The following is a 13,759-nucleotide window of genomic DNA, read 5'->3' on the forward strand; positions in this document are numbered from 1 at the left end:
ACGACGTCGCGCCCGCGGAGCCGGGAGACGACGGCCCGGTCGTGCGCCGCGCGTCGGACCTCGGCCCGGCCGGTCCCGTGCAGACCGAGGCGTTCGTCGACACGCCGCCGCTGGGGGAGCAGCTGGTGCTGCCGCTGCGCACGACGCCGCGCCCCGACGTCCGGGCCGGCCTGCCGATCAACGCCTACAGCGACGACCAGCTCGACGACCTGGCCCGCTGGCTGCGGTCGGACGGCGTCGAGCGCACGCGGGACCAGCTGGCCGACGCGCTGCGCGCGGAGCTCGGCATCACGCGCCGCAGCCACCGCGTCGACTCGGCGGTCCGGGCAGCGGTCACCCGCGCGTTCACCTGACGGCTGCGGTCACCCGCCCGTCCGACGTCATCCGCCCGTCCGGCGGGCGCTGCGCGTCGTCGCCGCCCGTCGTCCGGGTCCGCCCGGTCCTCGCGACGCGGAGCCCACGGCGAACGCGGGGTTCGGCCGCTCCTCGTGTCCGAGAGGCGGCCGAACCCGGCGTTCGCGCACGCGTGCGGCGCCGTGGCTCGGGGGAGCGGCGGCGGACGGCCGGGGTCCGCTCGGGCGGTGGGAGGATCGGGGGGTGAGTGCTGCACCGCGTCGTCCGCGCCGGGCCGTGCGACCGTCGGGGACGGTCGGGACGGACGAGTCCGTCCTGCGGTCGGTGCACCCCACCGCGGCCGGCGGTGCACCGGGCGCCGGCCCACGGGACCGGGAGTCTGCCTCGGGCACGGACTCGTCGGCGTCGGCGTCGCGCACGAGCTCCTCGGGCGTCCCGCGCACCGACTCGTCGGACGTCCCTCGCACCGACTCGTCGGACGTCCCGCACACCGGCTCCCCGGCCGGCCCGCCCGCGAGCTCCTCGCCTCCGCCACCGGCCGGCTCGTCGAGCGCGTCGCCGGTGGCCCCCCGGGCGCCCGCCGGCGTCACGGACGACCTGTGGCGCACGGCGCGGTCGGCCGACGACTCCGACCACGGCTGGGGCCGCGAGGAGCCGTCGTCGAACGACGACCGTCTGCGCAGGGAGAAGCCGCCGCACTGGTGAGTGCGGCGGCCTCCCGTCCGTGCCGTGCGGCGCGGGCGTCGCTCAGGGGCGCGTGCCGGGCGGGATGCTCGGCGGGGCGCCCGGCGCCGGGGGAGCCCCGGGTGCCGGCGGCGGGTCGAGGTGCGTCGAGCCGGCGGCGGGGTCGGTGGGCGACGGCGTGGTGTCGTTGACGATCGCGGGCGTCAGTCGCTGCGACAGCAGGTCGCGGATCTCCTGCAGCAGCAGGATGTCCTCGGCGGGTGCGGCGGGCTCGTCCTCGACGCCCTTCTTGCGGCGCGCGGCGAGCGCGTTGAGCGGCACGACGATGAGGAAGTAGATCGCGGCGGCCGTGATGAGGAACTGCACGAGCGCGTTGAGGATCAGACCGACCTGGATCGGGGCGATCGCGTCCTCGCCGGGCCCCGGCGTCCGCCACGTGTAGGGCCCGATGTTCCACAGGTTCGCGAGGTTCGGCTTGCCGAAGATCCAGCCGATCAGCGGGCTGATGAACCCGTCCTGCAGCGCGCCGACCACCGCGGTGAAGGCGGCGCCGACGACCACGCCGACCGCGAGCTCGATCGCGTTGCCGCGGGAGATGAAGTCCTTGAACCCCTGGAACACCTTCGCCACGCCCTTGACCTGGGCGCTGCCGCCCACGGTGCGGAGCCGGTCGCCCGCTCCCCGCAGGCCCTCGCGCATGCTGTCCGACATCGGAATCCTCCCTCTCGCCCCCGTCACCCTCTGGTGCTGCCGATCATGGCACGACGACCGCCACGAGCCGGGACGATGCGGACGACTCGGCGACGGCCAGCGCCTCCTGCGGCGACAGCGCCACGAGCACCGGGGGCGCGTCGTCGTCGGAGAGACCCCCGCCGAGCAGCCCTCCGCCTCCGGACGCGGTCGTCCCGGCCGGTGAGGGCAGCACGAGCGCGCGGCTGGCGACCGTGCGTCCCTCGCCGCCCTCGGGCCGCGCGGCCACCAGGTCGACGCGCAGGCCGGGCTCGAGCAGGGCGGCGACGGCGGGGTCGTCGAGCCGCACGGCCGTGACGACGGTGCCCGGCGGGCCGGCGAGGGTCGCGTCGGTCAGGAGCCCGGGCGCCAGCGGCAGGCGGGCGGGCAGGTTCACCGCGGTCACGGCACCCTCGACGTCGGCGGGGTCGACGACCGCGTCGGCCGGTGCGGCGCCGGGCGCGACGCGCGTGACCTGCAGGTCCGTCGGCGCGAGCGTCGTGCCGGCCGGGAGGTCGCGCGCGAGCACGACGACGGCGACGGCGGGTGCCGGTGGCGGTCGCACGGCGTGCACGGCTCCCGCGGCTGCCGTCCCCGCGCACAGCGCCGCCACCACCACCCGCAGGCGCCAGAGCACGACCCGCGCCCGCCGTCGCGGTGCGGGCCGGACGGCGGTCAGCGGGGGTGGTGCGCCGGGCGTCGACCACGCGTCGGCGCCCGGACGGGGCGGGGGCGGCTGCGGGCTCACCCCCGGGACGCTAGGCCGCCGTGGACCGACGCCGGCGGACCCGGTGCGCGGCCGTGGCGGCCGCCGGACCGGCCGGGCCTGGGGTCGGCTCGGAGGCCCCCTCGAGGCCGGTGGGCCAGGGCGACCCGACCCGGCCGTCGCGGGGGAGCGGCGTCGGGGTGGTGGGAGGGTTGGCGGTCGTCAGGCGGACGCGGCCGGCGCCGAGGACGTCGTCGACGCGGAGGAAGCGGCCGGTGCGGACGACGCCGGTGCGGGCGCGGCCTTCTCGGCGGGCTTCGACGCCGACGCGCCGGCCGTGCTCGACGACGAGCCGGACGTGCCCGCGGTGCTCGACGCACCCGTCGAGCCGCCCGCGCGGGCGTCGTTGCGGTAGAAGCCGGAGCCCTTGAACACGACGCCGACGGAGGAGAACACCTTGCGCAGGCGTCCGGCGCACTCGGGGCACACGGTGAGCGACTCGTCGGTGAAGGACTGCTGGACCTCGAACGCGTGCTCGCAGGCCGTGCAGCGGTAGGCGTAGGTGGGCACTGGTGCTCCTCGTCGTCGTCGGGCGTCCCCGACGGTCCTCGATCCGATCCCCGGTCGCAGCGCGGGCGGCACGTGCGTCCGCCCCGTCGTCCGTGCGGGCGTCCGTGCACGCGTCCGTGCAGGCGCCGCTTGGCACTCTCGGGGTCCGAGTGCCAACACTACGCCTGTCGTCAAGCGGCCCCGCGGGTACCCTGCGAACGTGCCCCGTCGTCATCGTGTGCGTACCGCGTTCGTCGTCGTCGCGGTCGTCGTCGTGCTCGCGCTGGTGGCCGCCGCGCTCGTCACGACGTTCCTGGTCCGCCGGCCGCTGCCGGAGGTCACGGGCACCCAGGAGGTCCCGGGGCTGGGCGCCGACGTCCAGGTCACGCGCGACGCCCGCGGCGTCCCGACGATCGTCGCGGACTCGACCGACGACCTGTTCCGCGCGCAGGGGTACGTGACCGCGCAGGACCGGTTCTTCGAGATGGACTACCGCCGGCACGTCACCTCGGGCCGGCTCTCGGAGCTCGTCGGCGCCGACGAGCAGGCCCTCGAGGCCGACAAGGTGATCCGCACGCTGGGCTGGCGCCGCGTCGCCGAGCAGGAGTGGGACCTGCTGACCGAGGACACGCGCTCGTACCTGCAGGCGTACGCGGACGGCGTCAACGCCTACCTGGCGGACCGCGACCCGGGGGCGATCGCGGTCGAGTACACCGTGCTCGGCCTGCGGGTGCCGCAGCGGGCTCCCGCCGCCTGGGACCCGGTCGACTCGCTCGCGTGGCTCAAGGCGATGGCCTGGGACCTGCGCTCCAACTACGACGACGAGATCGCCCGCGCCATGACCTATCGCGCGGTGCCCGACGTCGCGCGCGTCGAGGAGCTGTTCCCCGCCTACCCGCAGGACCTGCACCTCCCGATCGTGACGTCGGCGCCCGCGGTCGGTGACGTCGAGCAGACGGCCGCACCGGCGCACCTGCCGCTCGACGACGCCGACCTGCAGGCGGCGCTCGCCGCCGCCGACCGCGCCCTCGCGGCCGTCCCCGAGCTCGTCGGGCGCGGCGAGGGGATCGGCTCCAACTCGTGGGTCGTCGCGGGCGAGCACACCGCGTCGGGCAAGCCGCTGCTGGCCAACGACCCGCACCTGGGCATCTCCGCGCCGGGCATCTGGTCGCAGGTCGGCCTGCGCTGCGCCGAGGTGTCCGACGACTGCCCGTTCGACGTGACGGGCTTCGCGCTCGCGGGCCTGCCGGGCGTGATCATCGGGCACAACGGCGACCTCGCGTGGGGCCTGACCAACATGGGCGCGGACGTCACGGACTTCTTCCTCGAGCGCGTCGACGGCGACCGGGTGCTCCTCGACGGTGAGCGCCGGCCGCTGCAGGTCCGCACCGAGACCATCGCGGTCGCGGGTGGCGAGGACGTCGAGATCCAGGTCCGGACGACGTCGCACGGCCCGATCGTGTCCGACGTCCTCGACCTCGACGGCGTGGGGCGCGGTCCGGTGCCGGAGGACGCGCCCGGGTCGCGGTTCGAGGTCGCGCTGGCCTGGACCGCACTCACGCCGGGCCGTACCGGTGACGCGGTGTTCGCCATGATGACCGCCGCCGACGCGGACGACGTCGCCGCGGCCGCCGTCGCGTTCGAGGTCCCCGCGCAGAACATCGTGTTCGCGACCACCGACGGTCACATCGGCTACCAGGCGCCCGGCCGGGTGCCCGTGCGGGCCGTGGTGGACGGCCCCGTGCCGTCCGACGGCACGTGGCCGCGCCCGGGCTGGGACTCGCGGTACGACTGGCAGGGCTGGGTCGACCCGGCGGACATGCCTCGCGTGCTCGACCCGGCCGAGGGCTTCGTCGTCGCCGCGAACCAGGCCGTGACGCCCGCGGGCGTCGGCCCGTTCCTCGCGCGGGACACCGACTACGGCTACCGCAGCCAGCGCATCCGCGACGTCCTGACCGAGCAGCTCGCGGCCGGCGGCAAGGTCGACGTCGCGTCGACCGCGCGGCTGCAGACCGACCGGCACAGCCCGTACGCCGACGTCCTGGTGCCCGCGCTGCTCGAGATCGACCTGGACGACGCGTTCGACGCGGCCGGTCAGGACCTGCTGCGCACGTGGGACCGCTCGATGGACGCCGACTCGCCCGCGGCGATGTACTTCGCCGCGGTGTGGGCGCAGGTCCTCGAGCTGACGTTCGCCGATGACCTGCCCGCCGGCCACGCCCCCGACGGCGGCTCGCGCTGGCTCGAGGTCGTGCGCGGCATGCTCGAGAACCTCACGTCGCCCTGGTGGGACGACCGCACGACCTCCGGCGTCGTCGAGGGCCGGGACGACGTGCTCGCGCGGGCTCTCGTGACCGCACGTCACGAGCTGACCGCGCAGCTCGGCAGCCGCACCGAGGACTGGGCGTGGGGCAAGCTGCACGTGGCCGCGCCGCAGCACCCCGTGCTGGGCGGCGCCGGCGTCCCGGGCGTCCTGCACCGGCTCGTGAACCCGACCGGGCAGCCGGTCGGGGGTGGCTCGTCCATCGTCGACGCGACGGGCTGGGACGCCGCGAGCGGGTCCTACGCGGTGACGTCCGCGCCGTCGATGCGCATGGTCGTCGACCTGGGTGACCTCGACTCCTCGACGTGGGTCAACCTCACCGGCACGTCGGGCCACCCGGCGAGCGTGCACTACGCCGACCAGCTCGAGGTGTGGGCGCGCGGCGAGCAGCTCGCGTGGCCGTACTCGCCGGCGGCGGTCGAGGCCGACGCGGTCGACCACCAGACCCTGGTCCCCGCGCGCGGCTGACGCGGCAGCGTGCGCGACCGACGCGGCCCCGCGCGACCGACGACGGGTGCCGTCGTTCGTCAGCCGTCGGCCGCGGGCACCTCGCCGACCCGGTGCCAGCCGGTCGGGGTCGCGACGGCCGTCACCAGCGCGTCGTGCGGTGCGCGCGGCACCTCGGGCAGCAGCTCGTCGTCGTGGACGAGCGCCACCACGGGGACTCCCGGGCGCACGTGCCGCAGGACGCGGTCGTACCAGCCGCCGCCCTGGCCGAGCCGGCCGCCTGCGGCGTCGACCGCGAGGGCGGGCACGAGCACGACGTCCGCGTCCGCGAGCGCGGCCGCACCCAGGGGATCGCCCCCCGGCTCGGGCGGTCGGCCGGGTGCGCGCTCGCGCAGGTCGTCGGGGCCGGCGTACTCGGCCCAGTCGCGCTGCAGCCCGGTGCCGAGCACCGGGAGCAGCAGCCGCACGCCGCGCTCCGCGAGCACCTCGATCAGCGGGCCCGTGCCGGGCTCGGCGGGGCGCGACGCGTACACGCTGACGCAGCGCGCGTCGGCGACCTCGGGGATGGTGAGCGTCACCTCGACGAGCCGCTGCGCGACCTCCGCACGCTGGCGCGCCGAGCGGTGCGCGCGCTGCTCGCGGATCCGGCGCCGCAGGCGGTCCTTCTCCTCCGACGGGTCGCGGGGTCGTGCGCGTCGCGCCACCTCGTCCGCAGGGGAGGGGGGCTGGGCGACGGCGCTCATGGGCCCAGTGTCTCAAAGCCGCGGTGTCCGGGCCCGGACCGAGGTCATGTTCGTCGCGCCGTGCACGTGACCCGACGTGACCCGACGGGCCCGCGGCGCGCGGCGGGCCGTCGCGCAGCAGGCAGAATGCGCGCATGAGGACGGTCCAGGACCATCTCGCCGCCGTGCTGGCCGCGGCGGCGCCCGTGTCCCCGCTCGACGTGGTGCTGCACGACGCGACGGGCTGCATCCTCGCCGCCGACGTCGTCGCGCCCGTCGACGTGCCGGCGGTCGCCGTGGCGGCCCGCGACGGCTACGCGGTGGCGGCCCACGACACCTACGCCGCCGGCGCCCACGGTCTGGACCTGCCGGTCGCGCACGACCTGCACGCGGGCAGCCCCGCGGGCCTGCGGCACGTGGGCGGCACCGCCGTCCGGATCGCGTCGGGCGCACCGCTGCCCCTGGGCGCGGACGCGGTCGTGCCCGTCGAGGAGACGGACCGTGGTCAGGCGCGGGTCGCGCTGCAGCGTGTCGCGACGGCCGGGCAGCACGTGCGTGTCGCGGGTGCCGACGTGCGGGCGGGCGAGACCGTGCTCACCGCGGGCACCCGGCTGGGCGCGCGGCAGATCGCGCTGGCCGCGTCGATGGGGCGCGGGCGGCTGCCGGTGCACCCGCGGCCCCGCGTCGTGCTGCTGTCGGTCGGCACCGAGCTGATCGAGCCGACGAGCGCCGCGCGGCCCGGGACGGTCTTCGAGGCCGACGGGCACGCGCTCGAGGCGGCCGTGCGCGACGCGGGCGCGACGCCGGTGCGCGTGGGCGTCGTGCCGGACGAGCGCGCCGCGCTGCGCGAGGCGCTCGAGGACCAGCTGGTGCGCGCCGACCTCGTCGTGCTCACGGGCGGGCTGTCGGAGCTCGCGCACGACACCGTCAAGGACGTGCTCGCACCGCTGGGCACGGTCCGGCTCGACCAGGTCGCGATGACCCCGGGCCTGCGCCACGGGTTCGGCACCGTCGGCGCGCACGGGCTCGACGTGACCGACCCGGGTGCGCGCACCGTGCCGCTGTTCGCGCTGCAGGGGCACCCGGTGGCCGCCCAGGTGTCGTTCGAGGTCTTCGTGCGTCCGGCGCTGCGCGCGATGGCCGGGCACGCCGAGCTGTTCCGTCCCTCGGTCGCCGCGGTGGCCACCGAGGGCTGGGTCTCGCCGCCCGGGCTGCGGCAGTTCGTGCCCGCCAGCGTGCTGGGATCCCCCGACGAGGGGTACCGTGCGACCCCGATCGGTGACCCGTCGGCACCGTCCACCACGGCCCTCGCGCACGCGAACGCGCTGGCCGTCGTGGGGGAGGGCGACCTGGCGGTGCACCCGGGGAGCGTGCTGCACTGCCTCGTCCTCGAGGGGTGAGACGCTCCCGACGTCGTCGCGCGGAAGGAGCGTGAACCGTGGTGGTCGGATGGCCCGTCGAGCTGGTCGACGGCGACGTGCGGCTGCGCCCGCTGCGCCGCCGTGACGCGGACGCGTGGATGCGGCTGCGCGGCGAGAACGTGGGCTGGCTCGAGCCGTGGGACGCGACGAGCCCCGAGCCGGTGCGCGGCCCGCGGCCGACGTTCGGGCAGTTCGTGCGCGCGCTCGCGGCGCAGGCGCGCGACGGCCAGACCCTGCCGTTCGCGGTGGACCACCGGCGCGAGCTCGTCGGGCAGCTCACGGTGTCCTCGATCCAGTACGGGTCGCTGCGCTCGGCCGCGATCGGCTACTGGGTCGGGCGGCACGCCGCCGGGCAGGGCATCACGCCGACCGCGGTCGCGCTCGCGACCGACCACTGCTTCGGGGTCCTGGGCCTGCACCGGGTCGAGGTGAACATCCGCCCCGAGAACGGTCCGTCGCTGCGCGTCGTGGAGAAGCTCGGGTTCCGCGACGAGGGGCTGCGCGAGCGGTACCTGCACATCCAGGGCCGCTGGTGCGACCACCGCACGTTCGCCCTGACGACCGAGGACGTGCCCGAGGGTCTCGTCACGCGGTGGCACCGGCGACGCGCGCACGCCTGACGGGTCCCCTTAGCACCGTCCTGGTCGGACGGGTCGGCGCGACACGCCGCACCGTTGCGCCGTCGCAGGCGTCGGGGCCCCTACCGTCGTGACGTGAACGATCTCGCAGGCTTCGCAGCGCTCGCGCTGGTGGGCCTGTGGGCGGCGTACCTGGTGCCGCACCACCTGCGGCACCGGCAGCGACTGCTGGAGGCCCGGGCCGACGACCGGTTCTCCGCGGGGCTGCGCGTCGTGGCGGTCGCGAGCAGCACGCGCCGCCGTCTGGGGCGCGGTGCCGCGGCGGCCGGCATGTGGGGCCCGAGCACCAGATCACTGCTCACCCCGGGGACGGGGGTGCCGGCGACGTCCGCCGGCACGGCGACAGGAGGCAGGACCGTGGACCGACCGCACGCCACACCCGAGCGCATCTCCGCCGAGGCCGCGCGCCGGCTGGCGCAGGCCCGTGCCTCGCGTGCGGCCGCGGCCGCGCGCCGGGGTGCCGCTGCGCGTCGACGCGGTCTGCTCGCGGCCGTCCTGGTCGCCGCGACCGCCGCCGGGTGGCTCGTGACGGGTCTCGTGCCCGCCGCGACCTGGCTCGCGGGCACGGTGCCGACCGCGCTGCTCGCGTCGGTCGTCGTGCTGGGCCGGCGCGCGGTGATCGCCGGGCAGGTCGCCGACGCCGAGTGGGCCGCGACGATCGAGCGCGAGGAGCGCCTCGCGTCGCGCCCCCGCACCGGGGCGACCCCCGTGGTGCGCGCCCGGACCGGTGCCACGCCCGTCGTGCGCCCGCGTACCGGTGCGACGCCCGTCGCGCGCACCGAGACCGACCTCGACGCGCCCGTGCCGCTCGTCACCGGCTACGCCGTGCGGCCGTCGGACGCGCACACCGAGGTGTTCGAGCGCATCGTCGCCGACCGCGGCGAGTCGAGCGGGCCCGCGCGGCACGCCACCGGCCAGGTGCCCGTCGTGCGTCGCACGGAGCCCGCGGCCGTGACCGAGGCCGTGGCCGCGGCGTCCGCCACGACCGACGACGAGGACGCCTGGTCGCCCGTGCCGGTGCCGCGTCCGACGTACACGATGAAGGCCCCCGCGCCGCGTCGTGACCCGGCCCCGCTCGACGAGGGCGGCGCCGACGCGTCGACCGCACGCCGTCCCGCGGACGCGCCGACGCCCGAGGTCGCCGCACCGGCCGCCGAGGCCGAGCCCGTGGCCGAGACGACCGGCAGCATCGACCTCAACGCGGTGCTCGCGCGCCGCCGCGCAGCCGGGCAGTAGGCCCCGGCGGCGGGACGTCGGGCACCGCGTGTGACGTGCGTCGCGACGGCCACGCCGGGTTTCGTGGCAGGGCCGCGGGGGTGCTAGTGTGATCCCGCTTCAAGGGGCTGTGGCGCAGTTGGTAGCGCGTCTCGTTCGCAATGAGAAGGTCAGGGGTTCGAATCCCCTCAGCTCCACCATGACGCTCTGACTCGACATACGAGTGAGCGGCGTCGCAGAGAGTGAGTCACGAAGGGCCCGCCGGTCACGGCGGGCCCTTCGTGTATCCGGGTGCGGGCGGAGCTGACGGCGTGGCCGGCCCGTGCGACGAGGTCGCGGGTGCTCGCGCTGACGGCGATCCCGGACGGGTCACGAGCAGCTGGCAGCCGTCGTGAGGAAGCGTCGGCGCGGCGCAGGTCGCGGTTCTCCTGCTCGGGAGCCCCACGCGACCCCGGGCGGTCCGCCGCCCCGTCAGGTCGGCCGACGCCCGACGTCAGGCCTGGCGTCCGTGCGCCAGCATCCACGCGGTCACGTCAGGGGCGAACGCGTCCGACCAGGTCGGGCCGTGCGTGCCGCCCACGATCGTCCACAGGCCGACCTCGGTGCCCTGGGAGCAGGACCAGCTGCTCGTCACGGTCTCGGGGCCGGCGAGCGTCGAGTCGTAGTCTGCGGTGCCCAGGGTCGCGCTGTCGTCGCACTCGTCGATCGCCCGCCAGTCCGCGACCGTCTGCTCAGCCCCCGGGTAGGGGGCCCCCGGGCCGACGCTGCCGCCCTGGTAGCTGATGACCTCGTCGGTGTCCGCGTGCACCTGCAGGACGCTGACGGGCCGGCCCGGGGTGCACGCCGACGGATCGGCGTCGTTCGCACCGGCGACCGACACGGCCGCGGCGATCAGGTCGGGGTGGTGGCACGCCATGCGCAGCGCCATGAACGCGCCGTTCGAGTGCCCGATGACGAAGACCCGCTTCGGGTCCACCGCGTACTGCGCCTGGACGGTCTCGATGACGCGGGTCAGGAAGCCGTCGTCGTCGGGGTCGGCGCCGTCGAAGGAGCAGCAGGCGGGTGTCGCGTTCCAGTACTGCTTGCCCGCCCGGTCGACGAGGCCCTCCGGGGAGGCGAGCAGGTAGCCCTTCTCCTCGGACTGGTCCCGCAGGCCGAGGTAGGTGGCCGTGCTCGCTCCGACCTCCGAGTAGCCGTGCAGCGACACGACCAGGGGCGCGGGTTCGGAGGCGTCGTACCCGGAGGGGACGTCGAGGGTGAACGTGCGGTCGTCGAGGTCGACGGTGCCCGAGCCGCCCGGGGCGACCTGGGTCGCCGCGGGCGTCGGCGCAGCAGCGTCGGAGCCGCCGGTGCACGCAGCCAGCAGGAGCAGCACGGCAGCGGCCCAGACGCCGGTCCTTCGGGCGGACGTCATCGTCATGGGCGGATGGTTGCGCAGGTCAGCGGGATCGAGCAAGCGACAATCGGGCTCCCGCTCGCTCTGCAGTGCGGCCGCAGGAGCGGTGACCGATCTGTCCCGTCCCGGGTCCGGCGGAGGCTCGGAGCTGACGCTGCGACGGTCGTCGCGGCGAGGGCGTGCGGGGGATCTCCCTCGCGCGTCTCCGTGTCCTGCGGCGGTCCCACGGTCGACGGCGAGGCCCTGGAGGGCCGGCTCCCCCGGGGGGCGAGGGAGCCGGCCCGGTCTCAGCGGCCGAACAGCTCGTGGAGCCGCGCGGCCTGCCCCGTCGCGCCGTCGGCGGACGCACGGAGCTCCTCGACGGCGAGCACGGTCGTGCTCGCCGCGCTCGCGACCGCTCCGATGTCGCGGCTCATGCCGTCGGCGACCGCCGACTGCTCCTGCGCGGCGGTCGCGACGCTCGCCTGCTGCTCGCGCACGTCGTCGATCCGTCCGACGATCTCGCCGATCGCGTCGGCCGTACGGCCCGTGGTCGCGGTGATCGCGTCGACCATCTCGGTGATCTCGCCGATCGCCTCGTGCGTGCGGTCCGCGAGCGACTTCACCTCGCCCGCGACGACCGCGAAGCCACGCCCCACGGCCCCGGCGCGAGCGGCCTCGATGGTCGCGTTGAGGGCCAGCAGGTGGGTCTGCTCGGCGATCGAGGTGATGAGCTTGCTCATCGCGCCGATGCGCCCCACGACCGTCGAGAGCTCGGCGAGCCGCTCGCTCGCGGTCGCGGCGGACTCCACGGCGTGCGCGGTGCCGTCGGCGGCGGCGGTCGTGCCGACCGCGATCTCGTGGATGCTCGCCGACATCTGCTCGGACGCCGCGGCGACCGCCCCGGCCCGGGCCGACACGTCGTCGGCCTCGGACCCGAGCCGGTCGGCCAGCGTGGTGAGGGCGGTCGACGCCGACAGCAGCTCGTCGGCGACCTGGCGCGTCTCGCGCTGCTGGTGGTGCTGCACCGTCACGTCGTCCCAGACGCCGACGAAACCCTCGGGCAGCCGGTCGACCGTCACCTGGAGCTCCACCGAGCCCGAGTCCACCGGCACCGACATGACGGTGCTGACGGGGAACGACGAGGCCGTCCGGACGGTCTGCGCCAGGCGGTCGCGCAGCGCGGTCATGACGTGCGCGCCGTGCTCGCGCACGATCCGGCCGGACAGCGCGTCACCGGTGCGGTTGCGCTGCACGATCGTGCCCTGCGCGTCGGTGACGACCATGGCCGTGGGCAGCGCGTCGAGCACGGTGTGGGCGCCGAGCCGGGCGACGAGGGGTGCCACGTCGTCGGGGACGGGGTGGCGGCGGGTCGCGAACATCGGGTCTCCTCGTGGACGGAACTGCCGTCCGATCGGCCACCCCTCACCGGGTCTGACCCGTCGGGTCACAAGTCAGGACGATCGTCCTGCGCCGTTCGGGTGCACCGGGCGCGTCCGGGGCACCCGCGCGCGCCGGACGGACCCGGGCGGGTGACGAGGCGGGCCCGTCAGGTCGCGACGAGCACGCCGACGGCGGCGAGCCCGGCGACCCACACCGTCGCGAGCGCCGCCAGCGCGACGGGCCGCAGCCCGACCGCACGCAGCGCGGCGACGCGGACCCCGCAGCCGAGCGCGAACATCGCGGCCGTGAGCAGCGCGGTCTGCGTGGTCGCGGCCGCGGCGAGGACGCCCGCCGGCAGCGGCACGAGCGACCGCACGAGCACCATCGCGACGAACCCGGCGACGAACAGCGGCACGAGCGGCGGGGTCCGCCCCGCCGTGGCGCTCGCACCGGTCGCCCGCGCCACCCGGCGGCGGTGCACCGCGAGGGCGGCGACCACGGGGGCGAGCAGCAGCACGCGCGCGAGCTTGACGACGACGGCGGCGGTCAGCGCCGTGCCCCCGAGCGCACCGCCGACGGCCACGACCTGCGCGACCTCGTGCACCGACGCGCCGGCCCACGCGCCCGCGCGCTCGTCGTGCAGCCCGAGCAGCGGCGCGGCCAGCGGCACGAGGGCGATCATGAGCGTCCCGAAGACGACGACGAGCGCGACCGCGGTGACGGTGTCCTGCTCGGCCTCGTCGTCGGGGTCGGTGACGCCGGCCGCGGCGGCCACGGCGGCGGCGCCGCAGATGGAGAACCCGCAGGCCACGAGGGTCGCGAGGTGCGACGGGACGCGCAGCAGACGCCCGAGCGCGAGCGTGCCGAGCACACCACCCACGACGACGACCACGACGACGACGAGCAGGGGTGCGCCGAGCGCGCCGACGTCGGCGAGCGACAGCCGCAGGCCCAGGAGCACGACGCCCAGGCGCAGGAGTCGGCGTGCGGCGACGGCGACGCCCGGCCCGGCGGCCACGGGCGCGCCGACCGTGTTGACCAGCAGCACGCCGAGCACGATCGCGACGACGAGCGGGCTGACGCCGGGCACGAGCCGAGCGGCCAGGAGCGACGAGGCGGTCGCGGCGGCGCACAGCGCGAGCCCGGGGACGAGCGCGCGGGCGCGCCCTCTCCGGCTCCCGGTGGCGTCGTCCGGTGGCGGGGTCCCGGGCGG

Annotated in this window: 13 protein-coding genes and 1 tRNA gene; 7 read left to right on the forward strand and 7 right to left on the reverse strand. The window is 76.6% G+C overall.

All coding sequences use genetic code 11. From position 1 onward, the window contains the following. Both ATM99_RS11050 and ATM99_RS19330 read left to right on the forward strand, forming a co-directional pair. On the forward strand, positions 1-353 hold a 353-nt coding region (locus ATM99_RS11050), incomplete at its 5' end, for a hypothetical protein (protein ID WP_223305006.1). A 562-nt stretch (positions 354-915) separates the two neighbouring features. Next, positions 916-1,059, forward strand: coding sequence for a hypothetical protein (locus ATM99_RS19330; RefSeq protein ID WP_190278822.1), 144 nt, complete (start codon positions 916-918; stop codon positions 1,057-1,059). Between the two features lie 42 nt (positions 1,060-1,101). Here the strand turns inward: ATM99_RS19330 and mscL are convergent, their stop codons facing one another. The 3 genes from mscL to ATM99_RS11070 form a co-directional block, all read right to left on the reverse strand. Next, positions 1,102-1,749 carry a large conductance mechanosensitive channel protein MscL gene (mscL, locus tag ATM99_RS11060; RefSeq protein WP_062102975.1) on the reverse strand — a complete coding sequence of 216 codons (648 nt, stop codon included), beginning with the start codon at positions 1,747-1,749 and terminating at the stop codon, positions 1,102-1,104. A gap of 43 nt (positions 1,750-1,792) precedes the next feature. Further along, complete coding sequence (locus tag ATM99_RS11065; RefSeq protein ID WP_062102976.1) at positions 1,793-2,515, reverse strand: SAF domain-containing protein; 723 nt, start codon at positions 2,513-2,515, stop codon at positions 1,793-1,795. Positions 2,516-2,695: 180 nt separating this feature from the next. Continuing rightward, the gene (locus tag ATM99_RS11070) at positions 2,696-3,043 is read right to left on the reverse strand and encodes an FmdB family zinc ribbon protein (protein ID WP_062102977.1); all 348 of its coding nucleotides are present in this window, start codon (positions 3,041-3,043) and stop codon (positions 2,696-2,698) included. Between the two features lie 199 nt (positions 3,044-3,242). Here ATM99_RS11070 and ATM99_RS11075 point away from each other — a divergent pair, with 199 nt between their 5' ends. Next, entirely contained in the window at positions 3,243-5,813 is a 2,571-nt protein-coding gene (locus ATM99_RS11075; protein ID WP_062102978.1) for a penicillin acylase family protein, read from the forward strand. A gap of 59 nt (positions 5,814-5,872) precedes the next feature. Here the strand turns inward: ATM99_RS11075 and ATM99_RS11080 are convergent, their stop codons facing one another. Next, complete coding sequence (locus tag ATM99_RS11080; protein WP_062102979.1) at positions 5,873-6,535, reverse strand: 5-formyltetrahydrofolate cyclo-ligase; 663 nt, start codon at positions 6,533-6,535, stop codon at positions 5,873-5,875. 134 nt (positions 6,536-6,669) lie between these two features. On the opposite strand from ATM99_RS11080, the gene glp reads away from it, so the two are divergent. From glp to ATM99_RS11100, 4 genes are all read left to right on the forward strand, one after another. Then, positions 6,670-7,914, forward strand: a complete 1,245-nt coding sequence (gene glp, locus ATM99_RS11085; protein ID WP_062102980.1) for a gephyrin-like molybdotransferase Glp — start codon at positions 6,670-6,672, stop codon at positions 7,912-7,914. A gap of 38 nt (positions 7,915-7,952) precedes the next feature. After that, positions 7,953-8,555 carry a GNAT family N-acetyltransferase gene (locus ATM99_RS11090; protein WP_062102981.1) on the forward strand — a complete coding sequence of 201 codons (603 nt, stop codon included), beginning with the start codon at positions 7,953-7,955 and terminating at the stop codon, positions 8,553-8,555. Positions 8,556-8,648: 93 nt separating this feature from the next. Beyond that, a complete protein-coding gene (locus tag ATM99_RS11095; RefSeq protein WP_062102982.1) occupies positions 8,649-9,809 on the forward strand; it encodes a hypothetical protein in 1,161 nt (386 codons plus the stop codon). A gap of 103 nt (positions 9,810-9,912) precedes the next feature. Then, a tRNA-Ala gene (locus tag ATM99_RS11100) sits at positions 9,913-9,988 on the forward strand. Positions 9,989-10,281: 293 nt separating this feature from the next. Here ATM99_RS11100 and ATM99_RS11105 read toward each other — a convergent pair. The 3 genes from ATM99_RS11105 to ATM99_RS11115 all read right to left on the reverse strand — a co-directional run. After that, a complete protein-coding gene (locus ATM99_RS11105; protein ID WP_082659613.1) occupies positions 10,282-11,208 on the reverse strand; it encodes a PHB depolymerase family esterase in 927 nt (308 codons plus the stop codon). A 263-nt stretch (positions 11,209-11,471) separates the two neighbouring features. Further along, entirely contained in the window at positions 11,472-12,545 is a 1,074-nt protein-coding gene (locus ATM99_RS11110; protein WP_062102984.1) for a methyl-accepting chemotaxis protein, read from the reverse strand. Positions 12,546-12,712: 167 nt separating this feature from the next. Beyond that, the coding region (locus tag ATM99_RS11115) for a YeiH family protein (RefSeq protein WP_062102985.1) at positions 12,713-13,759 on the reverse strand (1,047 nt) is incomplete at its 5' end.

Source organism: Cellulomonas sp. B6 (genome assembly GCF_001462455.1).
Classification (GTDB): domain Bacteria; phylum Actinomycetota; class Actinomycetes; order Actinomycetales; family Cellulomonadaceae; genus Cellulomonas.